Below are 21384 nucleotides of genomic sequence, written 5' to 3'. Positions count from 1 at the left end.
AGGGCGCCTTGGACCGGCCTTCAGCTATGCAGCGCGGCGGATTCGCCGACGATGGCGAGCAGCAGCCAGATTTGCCAATGGCTGCTGCGCGCCAGCGAATCGGCGCCGCGCAGCTCCAGGCTGCGCTGGATGCGCAGCTGGCTTTGCCAGCGCATCAGGCCGCGCGAAGCGCGGACTTCCAGCAGCAGCAGCGGGGCCAGGGTCAGCAGTTTGACGATGAAGAGCGGCTGTTGCAGGCGGGCGGGGTCCAGCGACAGCAGGGCCAGGCCGCTGATGGTCCACAGCGCCAGCGCCAGCAGCCACCAGCGGTGGCAGCGGAACAACTGCGGGGTCTGGCTGGGGAATTGCTGTTGGCGCAGCAGGCCGGCGCGGCTCCAGAGCGCGGCCAGGCCAATGCCCAGCGCCAGTAGATGCAAGCTTGCCAGCAGCCAATGCCACAACATGGTTTGCCTCCCGCGCCCAAGAGATGCCCTACACGGTAAACAGGGGCGCGGCGGCTGGCAAGCTTATTTGGTTCGCCGCTTGACCGGCTGCGGCTTTAGCCGCCGAAGCGCTGCCCAGGCTGGGCGCGGCGCAGGAAATCCAGCATGGCGGGCACGCGCTCGGAACCCTCGGCTGGGGACCAGGCGGCCAGGTTCTGCTCCTGCAGCGGCAGATAAGGGCCGTGCTTGACTTCGAACACCACGCTGCCCGGCAGCAGCGACACCACCGAGTGCCAGGTATTCGCCGGCATTTCGAACACGCGCGCGCCGTCTTCGCCCAGGCGGTGGCGGCCTTGCACCACGCCGGCATCGTCGAACACGATCACCTCGAAGGCGCCGCTGAGCGCGATCAGCATTTCCCAGCTGTGGTCGTGGCGGTGCGGGCGGACATAGGTGTCCGGCTCCATGGCGATGGCCAGGCGCTGGATCGGGTCTTCCAGCTGGGCGTGGAAATTCTGGTTGGCGCGCAGGCGCGGCGCACAGGCGGCTTTGGCCGACAGCGCGGCCAGGTCTTGTTGGTTCAGGGTCAGCATGGAATCGCCCGGTAGGGAAGCAAAGCAGCGATTATCAATGAAAACGCCGCCGGCAGCGAGGCCGGCGGCGTTGTTCGCGCCTGGGCGGAAACCGGCCAGAGGCCGGCTCCCCGGGCGGCGGAATCAGGAGCGGATCTGGCCGTCGCCCAGCACGATCCACTTCTGGCTGGTCAGGCCGGTGAGTCCCACCGGGCCGCGGGCGTGGATCTTGTCGGTGGAAATGCCGATTTCCGCGCCCAGCCCGTACTCGAAGCCGTCGGCGAAGCGGGTGGAGGCGTTGACCATCACGCTGGCGGAATCCACCTCGCGCAGGAAGCGGCGCGCGCGGCCGTAGTCCTCGGACACGATGGCGTCGGTGTGGTGGCTGCCCCAGTGGTTGATGTGCTCGATGGCGTCGTCCAGGTCCTTGACCACCTTGACCGCCAGGATGGGCGCCAGGTATTCGCTGGCCCAGTCCTCATCGCCGGCCGGCCGCACCTTGTCGCCCAGAATCGCGCGGGTGCGCTCGCAGCCGCGCAGCTCCACGCCTTTTTCCCAATAGGCCTCGGCCAGGCGCGGCAGGATGAATTCCGCGAAGGCGGTATGCACCAGCAGGGTTTCCATGGTGTTGCAGGTGCCGTAGCGGTGGGTTTTGGCGTTCAGCGCGATGTCGAAGGCCTTGTCCGGGCTGGCGGTGTCGTCGATGTAGACATGGCAATTGCCGTCCAGATGCTTGATCACCGGCACCCGCGCCTCGGCGCTGATGCGGGCGATCAGGCCCTTGCCGCCGCGCGGCACGATCACGTCCACGTATTCCGGCATGGTGATCAGCTCGCCCACCGCGGCGCGGTCGGTGGTGGCCAGCACTTGCACCGCCTCGGCCGGCAGCCCGGCTTCGCGCAGGCCCTCGTGCACGCAGGCGGCGATGGCCTGATTGCTGTGGAAGGCTTCGGAACCGCCGCGCAGCAGCGCGGCGTTGCCGGATTTCAGGCACAGGCCGGCGGCGTCGGCGGTGACGTTGGGGCGCGCCTCGTAAATGATCCCCACCACGCCCAGCGGCACCCGCATCTTGCCCAGCTGAATGCCGGACGGCCGGTAGGCCATGTCGCTGACCTCGCCCACCGGGTCCGGCAGCGCGGCGATCTGGCGCAGGCCTTCGGCGATGCCGGCGACGGTTTTCTCGTTCAAGGCCAGGCGGTCCAGCAGCGCCGGCTCCAGGCCGGCCTTGCGCGCCGCGTCCATGTCCTGGGCGTTGGCGGCCAACAGCTTGGCCTGGTCGCGCAGGATGGCGTCCGCCATCGCCAGCAGCGCGCGGTTCTTCTGCGCGGTGTCGGCGCGGGCCAGTTCGCGGCTGGCCTTGCGGGCGGCCTTGCCCGCCTGTTGCATATAGTCTTTGACGTTCATGTCTTTGAGTCCGGGATTGCAAAAACGTGTGGAATGGACCGAGAGTAAACCAAAGCGCGGAGAGCGGCCAGTCTGTAGCCCCGCTCAGGGGGCGGTATCGGGCGGCGCGGCCGGCGGGGCGTACCACGCGGCGGCCGGCACCACCACCGGCTGCTCCGGCTGGGCCACGAAGTTGGGCGACATGATTTGCACGCCGAACTCATTGAAGACGTCCTGAATCTGAGCGTGCAGCGCGTGGCGTCCCTCGGCCGGCAGCACGCCGGGGCGCAATTGCGCCTGGAGCTCGTATTCAACGTAGTAATCCTGCAAGCTCAGTTGCCGCACTTGCGGCGCGACGGCGGGGTCTACCGATTCCGCGCGCCGCGCCGCCAGTTCCAGCAGCGCCTGAACCTGCCGCCACGGCGTGTCGTAGCCTATGGTCACTTTGGTGCAGACCGCCAGGCCTTTGCGCCGCGAGTGGCGGCTGAGATTGACCACCTTGCCGCTGACCACCACCGCGTTGGGCAGGGTGATTTCATATTCGGCGCGCGTCTGGATTTTGGTGGACAGCGCCGAGAGCTCGGTGATCTTGCCTTCAACGTCGCCGATCTGAACATAGTCGCCAGGACGGAAGGCCCGCGAGTAAATCAGCACCAGCCCGCTCATCGCATGCGTCATGATGCCGGCCGATCCCAGGGTCACCATCAGGCCGAAGAAGACGCTGACGCCCTTGAAAGCATCGGAATTGGCGCCGGGAAGATAAGGGTAGGCCACCGTCAGCGCGAATAGCCACAAGACCCCGGAGGCGAGCCGCCGCGTAGCCCCCACGGTTTCCGAGTGCAGGCCGGGCAGTTCCAGCTGGCCGCGCTCCACCAGGGCGAACAAGGCGGCCAGGCCTTTGTTCAGCAAGCGGGTCAGCAGGAAGATGACGACTACCGTCACGAGGCCGGGCACCGCCGCCAACGTGCTGCTGGCGATGTCGGCCAGCAGCCGCATCAGCGAGCGTCCCAGTTGCTGGCCCCAGCTGCGGGTATAGGGGAATTGCTTCAGCACAAAGGACAAGTAGACATAGCAGGCCATCAGGGCGCTGAGCACGGCGGTCAAATCCACCAGTCGCTGTTCCGCTCGGCGCAAGAGCAGCAGCAGATTGTAGCGAGAACCGCCGCCGCTTGAGGCGGCCAGCTTGCGCAAGGAGGCGCGTCTCAGCCGACTGATCAGCCAGAGCAGGCCGCCCAGCGCCAGCGTGGCCAACAGCGCCAGTGCGGCGGCGCGCAGCATATGGCCGGGCGAGCGTAGTTCCAGCGCTTGCAGCCGCACCTGATCCAGCCTTTGCCGCACTCGCTGGCCCGCTTGTTCCAGGCTGAGGAAATCGCCGGGGTCCAGGTCTTGCTCATAAAGCGCGAACAGAGGCTTTCCGTTCAGGCTGAATTGCAGCGCCTTGACGCCATTCGCCTGAAGCGGCGCGGCCTGCACCGCTTGTTGCAGGTCCTCGCCGCTCAAGTTCTTGCCGCGTTCCAGCGCGCGGGCCACGCGCGCTTCCGGCGTTAGCGCGCCTTGTTTGGACAGCAGCAGCACGATGTCCTGATTGCCCACCGTCAGCGTGCGCGCGCTGTCTTCCGGGCTTGGGTTTTGTCTGGGTTCGGCGGCGGGCGCGACTGGGCTGTACAGGCAGAGCAACAGCAGGCAATAGCGGGCAAGGGTTGGCATCCGCATCCTCTTTGTCGAAATATTTTAATGTCATTACCTGGTTTCAGGGTAGCGGAAGCCGCCGCCGTTTTCATAGGAAGGCGATGAAGCGGTTTGCGTTCTGCCGCCGGTTGCCAGCGGCGACGCGATGAGCGCGCCTTCGAAAGGCTGTCCATAAGGTCTGTGACTTCCACCCCCTTGGCTATTTGCGCCAAGCTCGCTCTGCTTCGCGAGACGTGGCGCAGGCGCTAAGAACCTGTTTACGATCTGCTGCGCTGCGGCGATACGGCGTTGAAACCCGTTTCGAAATGCTCATGTACCACTCGTACATTCCGCTTTCTCAGCGGTTTTCGCCTTGTCTCGCTCTTGCTCGCGAGATCGTAAACACGTTCTAAAGCGTGATGGGAGGTCAGGGAAATGGGAGGGTCTTGTTAGATGATTGAGGGATAAAGGTATTTCACAATATTATTTATGGATATAACAGTCCTTGGGTATAGTCGGGAACATCGCCGATTACTCCTTAAGAAAAGGTCTGTCCATGAAGCTCCGCCTTGCTCTGGCCGCCCTGTTGCTGGCCGCGTCCGGCTCCGCGCTGGCCGACGCCACCCTGCTCAACGTGTCCTACGACGTGATGCGCGACTTCTACAAGGACTACAACCCGGCCTTCCAGAAAGCCTATAAGGCCAAGACCGGCGAAACCGTCACCCTGCAACAGTCGCACGGCGGCTCCAGCAAGCAGGCGCTGGCGGTGGCCAACGGTCTGGCCGCCGACGTGATCACCATGAACCAGGCCACCGACATCGATTTGTTGGCCGGCAAGGGTCTGCTGCCGGCCAACTGGGCCAGTCGTCTGCCCAACCACGCGGTGCCGTTCACCTCCACCATCGTGTTCCTGGTGCGCAAGGGAAATCCGCAGCAAGTGCGCGACTGGAGCGACCTGGCCAAGCCCGGCCTCAAGGTGGTGATTCCCAATCCCAAAACCTCCGGCAACGGCCGCTACAGCTATCTGGCGGCCTGGGGCTATGCCTTGAAGCAGCAGGGCGGCAACGAGGCCAAGGCTCAGGATCTGGTGGGGAAAATCTTCAAGAATGTACCAGTGTTGGACGGCGGCGGCCGCGCCGCCACCACCACCTTCATGCAGCGCCAGATTGGCGACGTGTTGGTGACCTTCGAGAACGAGGCGGAAATGATCGCCCGCGAATTCGGCCGCGGCGGTTTCGAGCTGGTCTACCCCAGCCTGTCGGTGCTGGCGGAGAACCCGGTGTCGGTGGTGGACAAGGTGGTGGACCGCAAGGGCAGCCGCAAGCAGGCGGAAGCCTATCTGCAATATCTGTGGAGCCCGGAAGGCCAGAAGCTGGCCGCCGACAACTACCTGCGCCCGCAGGACCCGGCGGTGGCCAAGCAGTTCGCTGCCCGCTTCCCGGCGGTGAAGACCTTTACCGTGGCCAGCGTGTTCGGCTCCTGGGCCGCGGTCAATCAGAAGCACTTCGCCGACGGCGGCAGCTTCGACCAGATCTTCAGCAAGAAATGAGCGCATGATGGCGGCCAGTGGCTTCAATCTGATCAACAAGCGCCATTCGGTGCTGCCCGGCTTCGGCCTGTCATTCGGCATCACCCTGTTCTGGCTGGGCCTGATCGTGCTGCTGCCCTTCGCCGCGCTGCTGTGGTCCGCGCACGGCATGGGCTGGGCGGCCTTCGTCGACGCGGTGGCCCATGAACGCGTGATGGCCGCCATCCGCCTGTCCTTCGTCTCCGCCGGCATCGCCGCGCTGATCAATCTGCTGTTCGGCTTCCTGGTGGCCTGGGTGCTGGTGCGCTACCGCTTTCCCGGCAAGCGCTTGATCGACGCGCTGGTGGACCTGCCGTTCGCGCTGCCCACCGCGGTGGCCGGCATCGCGCTGACCACGCTGTACGCGCCCAACGGCTGGATAGGCCAATACCTGGAACCGCTGGGCCTGAAAGTGTCGTTCACCCCGCTGGGCATCATCGTCGCGCTGACCTTCATCGGCCTGCCCTTCGTGGTACGCACGGTGCAGCCGGTGCTGGAAGACCTGGAGCGCGAGCTGGAAGAAGCCGCCACCTGTCTGGGCGCCGGGCGCTGGGACATCTTCCGGCGCGTGATCTTCCCGGCGGCGCTGCCGGCCTTGATCACCGGCGGCGCGATGGCCTTCGCCCGCGCCACCGGCGAGTACGGCTCGGTGATCTTCATCGCCGGCAATATCCCCATGGTGTCGGAAATTGCCCCGTTAATCATCGCCGCCAAGCTGGACCAGTTCGATCAGCACGGCGCGGTGGCGGTGGCGCTGGTGATGCTGGCCATCTCCTTCCTGTTCCTGTTCGCCATCAACCTCATTCAATGGTGGGCCGCGCGCCGCCACGGCGCGGGTAAATGACATGCAAAGCCTGACCACTGAATCGCGCCTGGTGCGCTATCTGCTGACCGGCCTGGCCCTGGCCTTCCTGTTCCTGTTCCTGCTAGTGCCGCTGCTGGCGGTGTTCTGGGAAGCCTTCCGCAAGGGCTGGGACTTGTACCTGGCCGCGCTGACCGAACCGGACGCGCTGGCGGCGATCAAGCTGACGCTGACCGCGGCCGTCATCGCCGTGCCGTTGAACCTGGTGTTCGGCGTGGCGGCCGCCTGGGCCATCGCCCGCTTCGAATTCCGCGGCAAGAGCTTCCTGACCACGCTGATCGACCTGCCGTTCGCGGTGTCGCCGGTGGTGGCCGGCCTGATGTACGTGCTCTTGTTCGGCGTCAACACCGCGCTGGGCGGCTGGCTGCAACAGCACGGCCTGCAAGTGATCTTCGCCGTGCCCGGCATCGTGCTGGCCACCGTCTTCGTCACCTTCCCCTTCGTGGCCCGCGAGTTGATCCCGCTGATGCAGGCCCAGGGCGCGGACGAGGAGCAGGCGGCGCTGGTGTTGGGCGCTTCCGGCTGGCAGACCTTCTGGCGCGTGACCCTGCCCAACGTCAAATGGGGCCTGCTCTACGGCGTGATCCTGACCAATGCCCGCGCGATGGGGGAATTCGGCGCGGTGAGCGTGGTTTCCGGCCATATTCGCGGCCAGACCAACACCATTCCGCTGCACGTGGAAATCCTGTACAACGAGTACAACTTCGTCGGCGCCTTCGCCTGCGCTTCGCTATTGGCCTTCCTCGCCCTGGTGACCCTGGGCGTCAAGAGCCTGGTGGAGTGGCGGATGGCGCGACAGAGCGACGCCGCCGCGGAACGCAGCGCGGCCGCTCGCCTGGCCGCCGCCGGCCGCGCCATAGCCAAGGACCAGCCCGCATGAGCATAGAAATCCGCAATATCCGCAAGCAGTTCGGCGACTTCGTCGCGCTGGACAATGTCAGCCTCAACGTGGAGGCCGGCGAACTGCTGGCGCTGCTGGGGCCGTCCGGCTGCGGCAAGACCACCTTGCTGCGCATCATCGCCGGCCTGGAACAGCCGGACGCCGGACAGGTGCTGTTTGCCGGCGCCGACGCCACCCACACCCACGTGGCCGAGCGCGAAGTGGGCTTCGTGTTCCAGCATTACGCGCTGTTCCGCCACATGACGGTGTTCGACAACGTGGCCTTCGGCCTCAGCGTCAAACCGCGCAAGAGCCGGCCCGGCAAGGACGAGATCCGCGACAAAGTGATGCAGCTGCTGAAAATGGTGCAGCTGGACTGGTTGGCGGACGCCTATCCCGGCCAGCTGTCCGGCGGCCAGCGTCAGCGCATCGCGCTGGCGCGTTCGCTGGCGGTGGAGCCCAAGGTGCTGCTGCTGGACGAACCCTTCGGCGCGCTGGACGCCAAGGTGCGCAAGGACTTGCGCCGCTGGCTGCGCGATCTGCACAACGATATGCACATCACCAGCGTGTTCGTCACCCACGATCAGGAAGAAGCGCTGGAAGTGTCGGACCGGGTAGTGGTGATGGACCACGGCCACATCGAGCAAGTGGGCCGTCCGGACGACATCTACGAAAACCCGGCCACCCCCTTCGTCACCCAGTTCCTGGGCGATGTGAACCTGTTCCACGGCCGCATCGAGCGCGGCCAGTTGCAGATCGGCGGCTACGCTCATGCGCTGGAAGGGCTGAGCCTGGCCAGCGGCGACGAGGCGGTGGCCTATGTGCGCCCGCATGATCTGGACCTGTCGCGCCACGCCGACGGCGCGCTGGCGCAGGGCACGGTGGAGCATATCCACGCGGTGGGGCCCATTGTGCGGGTGGAGCTGGTGCAGGCCGACGGCCAGAGCATCGAGGCGGCGGTGAGCAAGGAGCGCTACCGCGAGCTGGGGGTATTGCCCGGCGACAGCCTGTACGTGACGCCGAAGAAGCTGTCGGTGTTCGCCAAACCGGAAGGTCAGGATTACGTGATCTGAGCGCTTGTCGTCTTCATTCAAAACGCCCCGGTTTCCGGGGCGTTTTTTGTTGGAACGATGGTTGGTCTAGCTTGTTGGTGGGTATCGCCTACGGCTCCACCCACCCTACAAATCCTCCTGCTGTAGGGTGGGTGGAGCGCAGCGATACCCACGCAGATATGCGGCGGAATCCATCCTTGGGTTTCGATGGCGGGGTTTTTGGTGGGTATCGCCTGCGGCTCCACCCACCCTACAAATCCCCCGCCGTAGGGTGGGTGGAGCACAGTGATACCCACCAGCTAGGGTCAGCGATTGCGCAGGCGGATGCGGCGGAAACGCGCTTCCAGCTTGAGCCGTTGTCCCAGCGCCAGGTAGAGCTGGTGTTGGCTATCCACATGGCGATAGACCCGGACCCGGTCCGCGCCCAGCAGCATGATGATTTCCAGATAGTTGAAGAACCCCATCCACTGACCGCGTCCATCGCGGTGGTCAAAATCGATGTCGCGGGCGACACGGCTGAGCAGGCCCTTGCCGACGTATTCCCGATTGTCCTTCAGCCATTGCAGCAGGTGAGCCGCGCATTCGCGGCCATAGATGACATTGGCGGGGTAGTCCTTACTGGGCGCGGGCATTTGCCAATAATGCGCATAGGTGCGGCCGGGGCAGAAGCGAACAAAGGGAAGCAAAGCTTCCTGTTGCTCCAGCGAGTGCAGTTTGTAACGGCGGCGACGGGGAAAGTTTTGAGGATGTTGCATGGTGTTTCTCCTGTAATGACACAAGATGAAGCACCTGATCCCAAGTCGGAGGGAGCAGGATTGGCGTCTAAACAAATCAAATCGTTGAAAGTGCAGGCTTATAGCCCACCATGCGCCTGCCAAAATGGCTTTGCCATGGATAAAGCAGCCAACGCAGCATGCTGCGTTGGCTTGTCGACTTCGGAAACGAGACGCCAATCCCGTGTGCCGCATGTGGGCGGCAACGTGGGGATTGTTCCTGAGGGAGTGCTTGGGGTCAAGGCGGTGTGGCTGGTTCAGCAAGGTGTGCGGGTGAGGATTAGGCAAGCGCGTAGCGGGATTGGCGTACCGAGTGAACCCCAAACCGGTGAGTGCATTACACTCTCCCTCCATGCGCCTGCCAAATGACGTAGCAAGGCTGGGATTGTTGCCGAGGAAAAGGGGTGGATCAAGGCGACGTGGTGAGTTTGGTTAGGTGAGAGGGTTTTGAATCCGCTGCGCGGATGATGATTTTCATTGCCGGGGCTGCCCGGCGGGCAGGAAGGGGAATTTGCGCGGCCAAATTCCCCTTCACCCCAAAGGCCGCCCTGCAAGCCTGGCCTACGGCTTCCCGCCGGGGCCCGTCAGGCCCGAGGCGCGGCTGAACTCGCAGCGCGCTACCGTCGCGCTGCTCGAACAGGCAGCCGCTTAAGACCTCGGGCCTGCCACCCGTCGGCAGGCTTGAAGGGACTAGGGGCGCGTCGGCTACGTGGTTTCTTCTTGAAACATCATCCGCAAAGCGGATGCAACAACCGCCTCACGCAAATACCAAAGCCCCGGTCAAATCCCCCGGCGGCTGCGCGCCGCGCGCGCGGAACGCCGCATTGCGCGCGCTGACCCCTTCTAGTTCCGGCAAATCATGCAGCCGGCTGATGAAACGGATGATGGACGTCGTATCGTAAAAGGTGTGATCCACATGCCCGCGCTTGGCGAACGGCGACACGATGATCGCCGGAATCCGTGAACCCGGCCCCCAGCGGTCCCCCTGCGGCGGCGCCACATGGTCCCACCAGCCACCGTTCTCGTCATGGGTGATCACCACCAGCATGTGCTTCCATTGCGGCCCGCTCATCAAATGCTGCAACACATTGGCCACGTGACGGTCGCCGGACTCCACATCGGAATAACCGGCGTGCATGTTCAGATTCCCCTGCGGTTTGTAGAAGGCCACCGCGGGCAGTTTGCCGGCCACGGCGTCGGCGATGAAGCGGTTGGAAATCGGGCTATCGCCCAGGCCGCCGTCCAGCAGATGGCGCTCGCGGGCGGCGCTGCCGGGCGCGAACTGGTGGAAGTAGTTGAAGGGCTGGTGATGATATTGGAAGTTGGGCGCGTCGCCGCCGCCCTTGCCGTCCAGCGCCGCCTGCCAGCTGCCGCCGTACCAGGCCCAGCCGATGTGCTTCTCGGACAGCAAGTCGCCGATGGTGCGGTAGCTTTGCGGCGGCAGGGTGCTGGGGTCTTGCGGGTCGGCGTAGCGTTTGTCGCCGCCTTCCGCCGGCCGCACGAAGCTGGGTTGGTAGGGCGGGGCCATGGTGTTAACCGCGTAGCCGTCCGGGGTGATGGCGCCGTTATTGACGAATTTGGGCGGGCCGTCCAGCGCCGAGGCCGGGGACTTGGGGTCCAGCGCCAGTTGGCGGCCGGTGGGGCCGTCGGCCAGCACGGCGATTTTTTTCTTGGCGGGGGTGTTGGCGGCGTTGAAGTATTCCGGGGTGCGCGCGGCGATCAGGAACTGGTGGTTGAGGTAGGAGCCGCCGAAGGCCGCCATGAAGAAGTTGTCGCACAGGGTGAAGCGGCGGGCGATCTGCCATTGATTGAGGGTGCGCGCGGTGTCCGGGTAGTGGCCCATCACCAGCGCGCCGGAATCGGCCCAAGCGACGAACTGGTCGTTGCGGCCGTCGTTGATCTGCATCTGGTTGTGATAGAACAAATGGCAGAGGTCGCGGGTGATCACCGCCTCCGGCAAGGGCTGGCCTTCGGCATCCTTCAGCGGGAACGGCGCATTGGGCAGACCCTGGATGTCTTTTTCCTCGATGAAGTAGCGCTTGCCGGCCACGGTCTGGCCGGTGGGCACCAGGCCGCCCCAGATCTTGGGCAGGCCGGACAGCGGGCGGCCGTCGCGGTCGCGTTGCTGCGCCTGTTCCGGCCTGACCGCGCTCAGCGGTTTGGCCACGCCGGGGAAGTTGCCGTAGAGGTTGTTGAAGCTGCGGTTTTCCAGGTAGATCACCACCACGTTCTTGATATTGGCCTTGAGCAGGGCGTCCAATTGGCCACGGCGTGGATGGCCGGATGGCGTCGCCGCAGCTGCCGCGGGCAGCGCACAGCTGGCGCCGATGGCGGCCAGGCCTTCGAACAGACGGCGGCGGGAAGGGTCTTGCGGGGCGTCCGCTTCGGTCTGCGGCGGGCGGTCCTGCTCATCGGCGGTGGTCATGATGCGTCCTTGTCTGGGGTCCAGCATGTACGAACCTGTTTACGCTCTGCTGCGTGTCGGCGATACGGCGTTGAAACCGAGCTCAAAATGCTCATGTACCACGAGTACATTCCGCTTTTTCGCTCGTTTTCGCCTTGTCTCGCCTTAGCTCGCGAGATCGTAAACACGTTCTAAGGGCGCGTCAGCCGGGTGGCCGGCGCGCGACATCGTCCATCATCCCGCCGCGGTGTTGCGGCGGGATGTCGGTGGTGAAGGAGGTCTCAGTCGGCGCGCAGTGCGGCGGCGCGCGCTTCCGCCAGCGGCTGGATAATTTCCTCCGGCAGGAATTCGCGGAATAGGGTGTCCGCCGGCGGCTGCCCGCGCAGCAGTTCGATTGGGTCGCGGCCGTCTATGCTGCCGAGGTTGGGCACGTGGACGAAGTAGCCCAGCAGCCGTTGCAGCCGCGGCGGCAGCGTGCGGGCCAGCTCCCGGGAAACAGCGAGGTATTGGTTTTCCGCCTGGCGCAGCCAGCCCAGGTTGTAGCTGATGACGACGCCGGTGCGCGGCTGCTTTGTCTGGTTGGCGCCGCCGCCGTGGATCAGCGAGCCCAGGTAGATCAGCACCGAGCCGGCGGGCATGGCGGCGCTGATGACTTCTTCCGGCCTGGGGTCGCGCGGCTCCGGCCAGCGGTGGCTGCCGGGCACGACGCAGGTGGCGCCGTTGTGCTCGGTGAAGTCGTCCAGCGCGTACATGCAGTTGATCATTTTTTCCGATCCGGGCGCGATGCCGGGGAACATCAGGTCGTCGCTGTGCAGGAATTGGCGCGGTTCGCCGGGGCCTATGCTGATGGCCTGGGTGAGGTTGAGCTGGTATTCGCGGCAGCCGCGCAGCAGGAAGGCGTCCATCACTTGCAGGATCAAGGGGTGGATGGCGAGCTCGCGGGTGGCTGGCACGCGTTCGATCAGGCCGCTGATCCGACGAGTGGCGTAGCCGTAGAAATCGCCCTGACAGGGGGCGGAGCGGTCCAGCAGCGGTTGCAGCTGGGCGCGGAACTGCGCCAGGCCTTCCGGGGTCAACAGATGTTCTATCACGATGCCGCCGTCTTGTTCGAGCGCGGCGATCAGGGTTTCCGGCGCGGTGTCCGGGCGGAAGCGTTGCAGGCTGGGCATGTCTTGGGTTCCATCGTTTTATCTAATGAACCGGCGGCCGGGCCGCGGCGGTGTGGATGTCGAGCGATGTTATCTTCCGGATAGTCGTCGTGTTTGTGGAGCCGGCCTTTAGGTCAGGTGATGGATTATCCATATAGTGAATGTATTTATTAATGTAAATCGGCGCTTGTCGCGCCTTGCGCCCGGCGGGTTGTCGACCTTACCCTGAGCCTTCCTCGCCACCCCAGTCTGGAGTCCCCATGAGTGTGTCCCTGTTGAGCCGTTACGCTTTCTTCTCCTGTTGCCTGTTGTTCACCTTGTTCAGCCTGCCTTTCGTCCATTACGAGTGGTTGTGGCCGTTCACGCTGGCGGCGGCCGCGCTGACGCTGCTGGGGGTGTTCGATCTGCTGCAAACCCGTCACGCGGTGCGGCGCAATTACCCGATCCTGGGCAATATCCGCTACTTGGTGGAAAGCATCCGTCCGGAAATCCGCCAGTATTTGCTGGAGTCCGACCGCGAGCAGCTGCCGTTTTCGCGCGCGCAGCGTTCGCTGGTGTACGCGCGGGCCAAGAACGAGGGCGCGGACAAGCCGTTCGGCACCTTGATCGACGTCTATCAGCCGGGCTTCGAGTTCATCAGCCATTCGATGCGGCCGGCGCCGCTGAGCGATCCGGCCGGTTTCCGCGTGGAGATCGGCGGCCCGCAGTGCGCGCAGCCGTATTCGGCGTCCCTGTTCAATGTGTCGGCAATGAGTTTCGGCGCGCTCAGCGCCAACGCCATCCGCGCCTTGAACCAGGGCGCGCAATGCGGCGACTTCTATCACGACACCGGCGAGGGCAGCATCAGCCCTTACCACTTGGAACATGGCGGCGCGCTGGTGTGGGAGCTGGGCAGCGGCTATTTCGGCTGCCGCGACGCGGCCGGCGGTTTCGACGCGGAGCGCTTCGCCGAGCAGGCGCGCAATCCGCAGGTGAAAATGATTGAGATCAAGCTGAGCCAGGGCGCCAAGCCCGGCCACGGCGGCATTCTGCCCAAGCACAAGGTGACGCCGGAAATCGCCGCCACCCGCGGCGTGCCGCTGGGACAGGATTGCGTATCGCCATCGCGCCACAGCGCGTTTTCCACGCCGTTGGAGATGATGGCCTTCATCGCGCGGCTGCGCGAGCTGTCCGGCGGCAAGCCGGTGGGCTTCAAGTTCTGCCTGGGGCATCCGTGGGAGTTCATGGGCATCGCCAAGGCGATGCTGGAAACGGGGATTCTGCCGGACTTCATCGTGGTGGACGGCAAGGAGGGCGGCACCGGCGCGGCGCCGCTGGAGTTCACCGACCATATCGGCGTGCCGCTGCGCGAGGGCCTGCTGTTTGTCCACAATGTGCTGGTGGGCTTGAATCTGCGCGACAAGATCAAGATAGGCGCCAGCGGCAAGCTGGTCAGCGCCTTCGACATCGCCAGCGTGCTGGCGATAGGCGCGGACTGGGCCAACTCCGCGCGCGGCTTCATGTTCGCCATCGGCTGCATCCAGAGCCAGAGCTGTCACACCAACCGCTGCCCCACCGGGGTGGCGACGCAGGACGCGCTGCGCCAGCGCGCGCTGGTGGTGCCGGACAAGGCGGACCGGGTGTTCCATTTCCACCGCAACACCATGAAGGCGCTGGCGGAGATGCTGGCCTCGGCCGGGCTGGAACATCCGTCGCAATTGCGGCCGCACCACTTGGTGCGCCGCGTCAGCGATACCGAGATCCGGCTGTTCTCGCAGCTGCACGTTTTTTTGCAGCCGGGAGAGCTGCTGCAGCCGGAGATCAAGGCGGCCTTTTACGGCCGCATGTGGCAGATGGCGCGGGCGGACAGCTTCGAGGCCCAGCCGGCCTGAGCCTATTGCGGGGCGGAGGCGGCGCCGCTTTCTTCGTCGTCCGCGTCCTTGGGCGGCGGTACGATGCGCCATTGGCCGTCCTGGCGGCTGAAGCGCATCCGTTGTTCGCGCTCCACCGGCTTGCCGGTGAGCTTGCGGGCCTGATAGCTGACTTCGCAGTCCAGCGTGGCGTTTTCCTCGTCGTTCTGGCAGTCGTTCACCGCGGTGACGCGCAGGTCTTTGAGTGTGGACTCTACCATGGAGCGCATCAGCAGGGTGTGGGTGGATTCCGGCTTGGAATCGAATGAGGCGAGCGCCTGGGCCTTGAAAGCGGCTTCCGCCTCGGCCGGGGTCGGCTGTTCCGTCGGCGCGGCCTGGGCGAAGCCGGCGGCGAGACCGGTGATCAATATGATGATGTGTTGTTTCATGCCGCGACTTTAAGCCGGTTTGGCCGGCGGCGGCAAGCTGGGCGGCGGTCCCGGTCTTTACTTGCGGTGGTGGGCGATCAGCTTGGCCAGCGCGGCGCTGACCAGCGGATTGCTGACGCTGGCGGCGGCTTCTTCCATGCCGTCCAGCGCGTTCTGGCTGATTTTCAGCTTTTTTTCACGCGGCTTGCGCGCCAGGCGGACGTCCACCTTGACCCGGGTCTTGCCGGCGATGAAACCTTGCTTGGCCAATTGCGGCAACAGGCCGGGGGCCAGCATGCGCAGGCGGGCGGCGATGATGCCGGTGTCGGTGTAAATCACCAGCTCGTCGTCGCGGATGCGCACGGCGCGGCAGCTGCCGACCAAGAGCGGCGGCAGCAGTTTCTGGAAGGCGCGGTCCAGCTTCATCAGCTCTTTGGCTTCGGCGGTGAGCCGGGTCAGGGTGCTGTCTTTGCTGGCGATGTCGTTGAATTGGCGTCCGAACATGGCGGGCAGTCTAGTGAAAACAGTCCATTGTAGCCGCTGAGGGGGGCGCTTGGGGAGCCTTGGGCCGGCGGCGCCCCCAAGTCTTACTGTCCGCCTTCCACGTCTTCCAGGCTGAAGGTCTCGGTATGGTCGTTGTAGGAGAAGATCTCCGCGTAGCGTCCCCAGCTGATCACGGTGTCCAGCGTTTCCTCGGCGGTCTCGTCGGACAGCGAGTCTTCCAGCTCCTGGGCGAAGCGCAGCCGGGGGGCGCGCTGGCCGGGGCGCTCCTGCAACACTTTGCGGATATGGGCGGCCATCGGCACATGGCGCAGCAGATGTTCGGCGAACTGAACCTTGCGCTCCTGAGTGCCGTAGTCGGCGAACAGCTTGCCGGCGGCGGTGAGCAGGATGTCGCCGTCCTTCAGCTCGGCGAAGCCCAGGTGCTCCAGGATTTCCGCCACCGGGAACAACTCGTCCACTTCCAGCCGCAGTTTTTCGGCGATTTCCGGCATGTCGGCCTTGCCGTGATAGGGCGCTTGCGCCACTTCCTCGATCAGGCCGGCCATCAGGTTGGTGGACACCTCGCTCAGCTGGCTGCCGATTTCCAGCGGCAGCTTGTGCAGAGTGTGGGCGCTGCGGCGCGCGGTCATCAGCGCGTAGATGTCGTCCACCATCTTGCGGAAGGCCGGGTCCAGCCGGTTGCGGCGGTGCGGGAACGGCACCTTGATTTCCGCCACCACCCGGCCGGGGTTGGACGACAGCACCAGGATGCGGTCGCACATGAACACGGCTTCTTCGATGTTGTGGGTGACGATGAGCACGGACTGGATCGGCAGCTGGCCTTCGCTCCACAGGTCCAGCATGTCGGTGCGCAGCGTTTCGGCGGTGAGCACGTCCAGCGCGGAGAAGGGTTCGTCCATCAACAGCAGGGTGGGGTTGACCACCAGGCCGCGGGCGAAGCCGACGCGCTGGCGCATGCCGCCGGACAGTTCGCGCGGGTAGGCGTTCTCGAAGCCGTCCAGGCCGATCAGGTCGATGGCGGCCAGCGCGCGGCGGCGGCGCTCCTTGGCTTCCACCCCCAGCGCCTCCAGCCCGGCCTCCACATTTTGCAGCACGGTCAGCCACGGGAACAGCGCGAAGGTCTGGAACACCATGGCCACGCCCTCGGCCGGGCCGCTCAGCGGCCGGCCCTGGTAGGCGACTTTGCCGCTGCTGGGCTTGATCAGGCCGGCGATGATGCGCAGCAAGGTGGATTTGCCGGAGCCGGAGCGGCCCAGCAGGCCGACGATCTCGCCTTCGCGCAGCGTCAGGTTGACGTCGTCCAGCACCTGGATTTCGTCGTTGCCCTTGTTGAAGCCGCGGCAGACGTTTTCCAGCTGGAAGATTTCCCGTCCCAAGGTGGTGGTGTCTGGTGTCATGGTTGCCCCCTTAGCTGAGACGGAGTTTGTTTTCGGCGATGGCGTACAGCGGACGCCACAGCAGGCGGTTGAACAGAACGACGAAGATGGACATCACGGCGATGCCCAGCAGGATCTTGGGGTAGTCGCCGGCGGCGGTGGTCTGGGCGATGTAGGCGCCCAGGCCGTGGGCGGCCAGCTTGTCGTCGCCCCAGGACACGTATTCGGACACGATGCTGGCGTTCCAGGCGCCGCCCGACGCCGTTATCGCGCCGGTGACGTAGTAGGGGAAGATGCCGGGCAGCATCACTTGCCGCCACCACTGCCAGCCGCGGATGCGGAAATTGGCCGCGGCTTCGCGAAAATCGTTGGGAAAGGCGCTGGCGCCGGCCACCACGTTGAACAGGATGTACCACTGGGTGCCCAGCACGATCAGCGGCGACAGCCAGATGTCCGGGTTGAGCTTGAAGTGGACGATGAAGACCATGAACACCGGGAACAGCAGATTGGCCGGGAAGGCGGCCAGGAACTGCGCCAGCGGCTGGATTTTTTCCGCCAGCGCCGGGCGCAGGCCGATGTGCACGCCCAGCGGCACCCAGATCAGCGAGGCCAGCAGGATCAGCAAGGTGACCCGCAGCAGGGTGATCAGGCCCAGGCCCAGCACGCGCAGCACTTCGGCCGGGCCCACTTCGGTGTGGATGAAGCTCACCAGTTTCCAGGTGGCCAGCAGACCCAGCGCCGCCACCAGCAGCCACCAGGCCACGTCGATGCCGCGCGACACCGGGGTTTGCGCCTCCGAGTGCAGGCCTTGCGGCAGGCTGTAGTTGAGGCGCAGCCGGGCAGTTTTGCGCAGCAGTTTGCCGAAGGGCTTGAGCAGCAGCTGGATGGCGCGGGTGCGCTGGATCAGCTTCAGCACCCAGGACTCCGGCGCCGATTGGCTGGAGGTGTCCTCCAGGCGGAATTTGTCGGCCCAGGCCACCATCGGGCGGAACAGGAACTGGTCGTAGACGACGATGACCACGGTCATGGTCAGGATCACCCAGCCCACCGCGGCCAGGTCCTTGTGCTGGATGGCCATGGCCAGGTAGGAGCCGACGCCGGGCAGGGTGACGGTCTTGTCGCCGACGGTGATGGCTTCCGACGCCACCACGAAGAACCAGCCGCCGGACATGCTCATCATCATGTTCCAGATCATGCCGGGCATGGAGAACGGCACTTCCAGCTTCCAGAATTTCTGCCACGGCGTCAGCCGCAGATTGAGCGAGACTTCCTCCAGATCGCGCGGCACGGTGCGCAGCGATTGGTAGAAGCTGAAGGTCATGTTCCAGGCCTGGCTGGTGAAGATGGCGAAGATGGCGGCGAACTCCGCGCCCAGCACCCGGCCGGGGAACAGCGCCAGGAAGAAGGTGACGGTGAAGGAGATGTAGCCCAGCACCGGCACCGATTGCAGGATGTCCAGCATGGGCACCAGCAGCAGGCCGGCGCGGCGGCTCTTGGCCGCCAGCGTGCCGTAGATCAGGGTGAAGACCAGCGCGGCGGCCATCGCGGCCAGCATGCGCAGCGTGGTGCGCAGCGCGTATTCCGGCAGATTGGCCGGGTCCAGCGTGATGGGAACGGTTTGCAGCGCGGTCAGCGGCGCCCAGGTTTCGCGGATGCCGGTGGTGGCCATCAGCAGGAAGCCGAGCAGAAGCGGAAACGCGATCAGATCCCAGCGGTTGGGGATCAGCCGCTTGGCCGTGGCGGGCATGAAATGGCGGACAAGGGCTGTCATCGGGCCTCTCCGGTTTATCGCCGCCGGCGCCGGCGGTTCGTTGTCTGTTTTGTCCGGGCGGAGTTGCGGCGGAAAGCTGGCCCGACTGTCTGGCATTGCGGCGCGACGCGCGGCCGGGATCGGCTCGCCTGCCTTCACAGCATAGGTCAGCATCGCGGCTGGCGAGGCTGTCGCGGGGGCGGGTTGGCGGCGGGAGAAATGCGCGTGGCGTAGGCGCTGGATACTAGCAGAGTTGCGTGGACGGGAATGTTACCGACGCCGCAGATTTGTTGGGCTTTTGTGACGGATTGTACTGTTTGAAACTGAGTGGCGTTTCGCCACCCGCGGCGGGGGGTCCGAGCGGGTGGCCGCGCCGATGCTTACAACACGTTGACGGCGGCGCTGCCGGCCGCCACCTCCACGGTCTTGACGCTGGCGGTGGCCGGGCTGGGCGCCGCGCCGGCGTTCAGCGCGCCCACTTTGTGGAAGGCGCAGCTGAGCTTGGCCGGCGTCAGCGTCACCAGCGCGTAACCCTGGGCGTCGCTGTCCACGTATTTGAGCCAGCTGTTGAAGCTTTGCAGGGTGTTGGTGAAGGTGTTGACCACCTGGCCGCTGACGGTGGTGTAGATCAGCGGCTTGGCCTTGGAGAAGGCCGGCACGGTGTCCACCACGTTCTTGAAATAGCTGAACAGCGAGTTGCTGGACACGCCGGCGGTGACCAGGTCCACCATCACTGGACTGGGGCTGGCGGCGTCGTAGTCGTCCATCACCGGGCCGGCGAAGAAGGCGTGGATGTCGCCGGTAAGCGCCACCACATTGCCGATGGCCTGGGTTTTCAGATAGGCCATCAGCGCTTTGCGCTCGGCGTTGTAGCCGTCCCACTGGTCGGCGTTGAGGATGAATTTGTCGAAGAACATCGACGGCGGCAGGCCGGCGTCCAGGCCGGGCTTGATGGCGGCGTTGAAGGTGCCGGCGGAAATCGCGCCGCCGCTGAGGGTGCTCAGCAGCGGCTGGGTATTGGCATAGCTGACCACCGGGGTGGAGCCGCTGGTGTTGGCGGCGGCCAGGTCCAGATAGAGCGCGCCTTGCAACTGGGCGATTTGCGGCTGGGTCAGCGTCAGGCCCAGGCCGGCCAGCTGCGGCGCCAGGCCCTGGGTCAGCAGCGAGGCCACCGCGACGGTGCCGTCGAAGCCCATGCGCAGCAAGGAGACTTCATTGCCCCATAGCTTCCAGGTGGTGGCGGCGGACTTCATCTGGCTCTGCCACCAGGCGCGCTGGGTTTCGCCCAGAATGGAGACATTGAGCAGATTGCCGCCGGTGGAGGCCATCTTGCTGGCTTCCACCTGGGCCAGGGTGTTTTTCTGCACGAAGTAGCGGCTGCCGATTTCGCCGCCGGCCTGGGTTTCCGGGATGATGTGGTCGCTGCGGTACAGGCGCTCGTCGGTCATCACCAGAGTGGCCAGATCGCCGAAGGCGAAGCTACGGTAGATCTGGATGTTCTGGAAGGAGGGGTTGTTCAAGTCCAGCTGCACGTCGGCCGGCATATTCTCGAACCAGGCCTGGCTGGCGCTGCGGCGGCGCGCGGTTTGCGGCGAGCTGTCGTCGGTGGCGGAGTATTCCTGGCGGTCCTGCCAGCAGTCGTCGGAAAACTCGTGGTCGTCCCAGATCGCTATCATCGGGAAGCTGGCGTGCAGCTTTTGCAGCCGGGCGTCGTTGCGGTAGGACTTGTACAGCGTGCGGTAGTCCGCCAGCGTGGTGGCGTAGCGGGCGCCGTCGGCGCGCAGGGTGCCGTTGGGCAGGCTCAGCGCCGGATGGCGGCTTTCATTGCCGCCGCTCTGGAAGCCGGCGCCGACGGTTTCATAGATGTAGTCGCCCAGGTGGACGATGAAGTCCAGGTCCTGATTGGCCAACTCGTCGAAAGCGCCCCAGTGGTTGACGCTCCAGTCCTGACAGGAAATGAAGGCGAACTTGAGCTGGGACAGCGGCGCGCCGGCGGCCGGCGCGGTCTTGGTGCGGCCGGTCATGCTGACCGCCTGGCCGGTGAGGAAGCGGTAGTAGTAGGTGGCGGCGTTGCCGAGGCCGGTGACCTTGTGGCGGATGGTGTAGTCCCAGTCCGGCTGGGCGCTGAGCGCCACGTTCACCAGCAGGGTGGAGAAGTCGGCGCGGTCGGACAATTGCAGCGTGACCTTGACGTTCTGGCGGCCGTCGCCGCCGTCGACCCGGGTCCACAACACGATGCTGTCCGGCTTGGGGTCGCCGGAGGCCACCCCCTGGCCGAAGCCGCTGCCGTTGATGCCTAAGGTCGAGCCGGCGCCCCCGGGCAGGCTGCCCGCGCCGCCGCCGCCGCATGCGGTCAAGCCGCCGGCGGCGACGGAAGCGGTCAAGAAGCCGCTCCACTTCAGAAACTGTCTGCGGTCCATCGATGTCTCCCCTCTATTGTCTATGCGTGCTTGTGCTGAAATCGGGCCGTGGGCGGCCCTTGTCGGAAGGCGCTATTGTTTGAGGGGATTATTAAAGTGGCATGACAACAGGTGTCAATTTAATTGAGTGTTTGCTCCAATTCGCGCGGAAAACGTGGATTAAAACCAACACTTGTTTGAGTTTGGTCGGGTTTCGCGCGCCGACGGACACGGCCGCGCCGCGGCGGGCGCTTGGCGCGCGCGCATCTGGCGGCGGCCGGGCGCAAACGAAAATAAAGACCGCGCGCAAGCGCCGGCCCCCTTGATACAGCGCAAGCGCGCCCCCATAAAATAAGGCGGCTAATGT

At 65.2% G+C, this 21384-nt stretch carries 17 protein-coding genes; 5 read left to right on the top strand and 12 right to left on the bottom strand.

Features of this window, described 5'->3' with window-relative positions; all coding sequences use genetic code 11:
• Positions 1-20 precede the first annotated feature (20 nt).
• The 4 genes from JW897_RS09340 to JW897_RS09325 form a co-directional block, all read right to left on the bottom strand.
• Entirely contained in the window at positions 21-443 is a 423-nt protein-coding gene (locus JW897_RS09340; protein ID WP_205465888.1) for a DUF2214 family protein, read from the bottom strand.
• Positions 444-538: 95 nt separating this feature from the next.
• Entirely contained in the window at positions 539-1015 is a 477-nt protein-coding gene (locus JW897_RS09335; RefSeq protein WP_048413545.1) for a WbuC family cupin fold metalloprotein, read from the bottom strand.
• A 123-nt stretch (positions 1016-1138) separates the two neighbouring features.
• Positions 1139-2398 (bottom strand): glutamate-5-semialdehyde dehydrogenase, encoded by a 1260-nt coding sequence (locus JW897_RS09330; RefSeq protein ID WP_048413544.1) that lies wholly within the window; start codon positions 2396-2398, stop codon positions 1139-1141.
• 84 nt (positions 2399-2482) lie between these two features.
• Positions 2483-4084: a mechanosensitive ion channel family protein gene (locus tag JW897_RS09325; protein WP_205465887.1), complete on the bottom strand. Its 1602-nt coding sequence runs from the start codon at positions 4082-4084 to the stop codon at positions 2483-2485.
• Between the two features lie 517 nt (positions 4085-4601).
• On the opposite strand from JW897_RS09325, the gene JW897_RS09320 reads away from it, so the two are divergent.
• The 4 genes from JW897_RS09320 to JW897_RS09305 are packed head-to-tail and all read left to right on the top strand — an operon-like array spanning position 4602 to position 8427.
• Positions 4602-5594 (top strand): sulfate ABC transporter substrate-binding protein, encoded by a 993-nt coding sequence (locus JW897_RS09320; RefSeq protein ID WP_205465886.1) that lies wholly within the window; start codon positions 4602-4604, stop codon positions 5592-5594.
• A gap of 4 nt (positions 5595-5598) precedes the next feature.
• The gene (gene cysT / locus JW897_RS09315; RefSeq protein WP_275899860.1) at positions 5599-6456 is read left to right on the top strand and encodes a sulfate ABC transporter permease subunit CysT; all 858 of its coding nucleotides are present in this window, start codon (positions 5599-5601) and stop codon (positions 6454-6456) included.
• A gap of 1 nt (position 6457) precedes the next feature.
• Positions 6458-7354 (top strand): sulfate ABC transporter permease subunit CysW, encoded by an 897-nt coding sequence (gene cysW, locus JW897_RS09310; RefSeq protein ID WP_048413540.1) that lies wholly within the window; start codon positions 6458-6460, stop codon positions 7352-7354.
• The gene (locus JW897_RS09305; protein WP_205465885.1) at positions 7351-8427 is read left to right on the top strand and encodes a sulfate/molybdate ABC transporter ATP-binding protein; all 1077 of its coding nucleotides are present in this window, start codon (positions 7351-7353) and stop codon (positions 8425-8427) included. The genes cysW and JW897_RS09305 overlap by 4 nt, the downstream gene beginning before the upstream one ends.
• Before the next feature lie 284 nt (positions 8428-8711).
• Here JW897_RS09305 and JW897_RS09300 read toward each other — a convergent pair whose 3' ends face one another.
• From JW897_RS09300 to JW897_RS09290, 3 genes are all read right to left on the bottom strand, one after another.
• Positions 8712-9161 carry a hypothetical protein gene (locus tag JW897_RS09300; protein WP_205465884.1) on the bottom strand — a complete coding sequence of 150 codons (450 nt, stop codon included), beginning with the start codon at positions 9159-9161 and terminating at the stop codon, positions 8712-8714.
• Between the two features lie 775 nt (positions 9162-9936).
• Positions 9937-11604, bottom strand: a complete 1668-nt coding sequence (locus tag JW897_RS09295) for an acid phosphatase (RefSeq protein WP_205465883.1) — start codon at positions 11602-11604, stop codon at positions 9937-9939.
• A gap of 260 nt (positions 11605-11864) precedes the next feature.
• Positions 11865-12752 (bottom strand): phytanoyl-CoA dioxygenase family protein, encoded by an 888-nt coding sequence (locus JW897_RS09290; protein ID WP_205465882.1) that lies wholly within the window; start codon positions 12750-12752, stop codon positions 11865-11867.
• A 239-nt stretch (positions 12753-12991) separates the two neighbouring features.
• Here JW897_RS09290 and JW897_RS09285 point away from each other — a divergent pair, with 239 nt between their 5' ends.
• Complete coding sequence (locus JW897_RS09285) at positions 12992-14602, top strand: FMN-binding glutamate synthase family protein (protein ID WP_205465881.1); 1611 nt, start codon at positions 12992-12994, stop codon at positions 14600-14602.
• Positions 14603-14604: 2 nt separating this feature from the next.
• Here the strand turns inward: JW897_RS09285 and JW897_RS09280 are convergent, their stop codons facing one another.
• The 5 genes from JW897_RS09280 to JW897_RS09260 form a co-directional block, all read right to left on the bottom strand.
• Entirely contained in the window at positions 14605-15009 is a 405-nt protein-coding gene (locus tag JW897_RS09280) for a hypothetical protein (RefSeq protein WP_205465880.1), read from the bottom strand.
• 57 nt (positions 15010-15066) lie between these two features.
• Positions 15067-15492 carry a DciA family protein gene (locus JW897_RS09275; protein WP_048413534.1) on the bottom strand — a complete coding sequence of 142 codons (426 nt, stop codon included), beginning with the start codon at positions 15490-15492 and terminating at the stop codon, positions 15067-15069.
• A gap of 83 nt (positions 15493-15575) precedes the next feature.
• Entirely contained in the window at positions 15576-16889 is a 1314-nt protein-coding gene (locus JW897_RS09270) for an ABC transporter ATP-binding protein (RefSeq protein WP_205465879.1), read from the bottom strand.
• A gap of 10 nt (positions 16890-16899) precedes the next feature.
• Positions 16900-18639 (bottom strand): ABC transporter permease, encoded by a 1740-nt coding sequence (locus JW897_RS09265; RefSeq protein ID WP_240352138.1) that lies wholly within the window; start codon positions 18637-18639, stop codon positions 16900-16902.
• A gap of 359 nt (positions 18640-18998) precedes the next feature.
• On the bottom strand, positions 18999-21038 hold the full coding sequence (locus JW897_RS09260) for an alkaline phosphatase D family protein (protein ID WP_205465878.1): 2040 nt from the start codon (positions 21036-21038) through the stop codon (positions 18999-19001).
• Between the last annotated feature and the right edge of the window lie 346 nt (positions 21039-21384).

The organism is Chromobacterium alkanivorans, from assembly GCF_016937655.1.
Classification (GTDB): domain Bacteria; phylum Pseudomonadota; class Gammaproteobacteria; order Burkholderiales; family Chromobacteriaceae; genus Chromobacterium; species Chromobacterium alkanivorans.
This window is presented reverse-complemented; position numbering and strand designations above follow the sequence as displayed.

Excerpts from the sequence above, each read along its gene's own strand:
- JW897_RS09340 (WP_205465888.1), bottom strand. The coding sequence starts at position 443 with ATGTTGTGGCATTGGCTGCTGGCAAGCTTGCATCTACTGGCGCTGGGC.
- JW897_RS09335 (WP_048413545.1), bottom strand. The coding sequence starts at position 1,015 with ATGCTGACCCTGAACCAACAAGACCTGGCCGCGCTGTCGGCCAAAGCC.
- JW897_RS09330 (WP_048413544.1), bottom strand. The coding sequence starts at position 2,398 with ATGAACGTCAAAGACTATATGCAACAGGCGGGCAAGGCCGCCCGCAAG.
- JW897_RS09325 (WP_205465887.1), bottom strand. The coding sequence starts at position 4,084 with ATGCCAACCCTTGCCCGCTATTGCCTGCTGTTGCTCTGCCTGTACAGC.
- JW897_RS09320 (WP_205465886.1), top strand. The coding sequence starts at position 4,602 with ATGAAGCTCCGCCTTGCTCTGGCCGCCCTGTTGCTGGCCGCGTCCGGC.
- cysT (WP_275899860.1), top strand. The coding sequence starts at position 5,599 with ATGATGGCGGCCAGTGGCTTCAATCTGATCAACAAGCGCCATTCGGTG.
- cysW (WP_048413540.1), top strand. The coding sequence starts at position 6,458 with ATGCAAAGCCTGACCACTGAATCGCGCCTGGTGCGCTATCTGCTGACC.
- JW897_RS09305 (WP_205465885.1), top strand. The coding sequence starts at position 7,351 with ATGAGCATAGAAATCCGCAATATCCGCAAGCAGTTCGGCGACTTCGTC.
- JW897_RS09300 (WP_205465884.1), bottom strand. The coding sequence starts at position 9,161 with ATGCAACATCCTCAAAACTTTCCCCGTCGCCGCCGTTACAAACTGCAC.
- JW897_RS09295 (WP_205465883.1), bottom strand. The coding sequence starts at position 11,604 with ATGACCACCGCCGATGAGCAGGACCGCCCGCCGCAGACCGAAGCGGAC.
- JW897_RS09290 (WP_205465882.1), bottom strand. The coding sequence starts at position 12,752 with ATGCCCAGCCTGCAACGCTTCCGCCCGGACACCGCGCCGGAAACCCTG.
- JW897_RS09285 (WP_205465881.1), top strand. The coding sequence starts at position 12,992 with ATGAGTGTGTCCCTGTTGAGCCGTTACGCTTTCTTCTCCTGTTGCCTG.
- JW897_RS09280 (WP_205465880.1), bottom strand. The coding sequence starts at position 15,009 with ATGAAACAACACATCATCATATTGATCACCGGTCTCGCCGCCGGCTTC.
- JW897_RS09275 (WP_048413534.1), bottom strand. The coding sequence starts at position 15,492 with ATGTTCGGACGCCAATTCAACGACATCGCCAGCAAAGACAGCACCCTG.
- JW897_RS09270 (WP_205465879.1), bottom strand. The coding sequence starts at position 16,889 with ATGACACCAGACACCACCACCTTGGGACGGGAAATCTTCCAGCTGGAA.
- JW897_RS09265 (WP_240352138.1), bottom strand. The coding sequence starts at position 18,639 with ATGACAGCCCTTGTCCGCCATTTCATGCCCGCCACGGCCAAGCGGCTG.
- JW897_RS09260 (WP_205465878.1), bottom strand. The coding sequence starts at position 21,038 with ATGGACCGCAGACAGTTTCTGAAGTGGAGCGGCTTCTTGACCGCTTCC.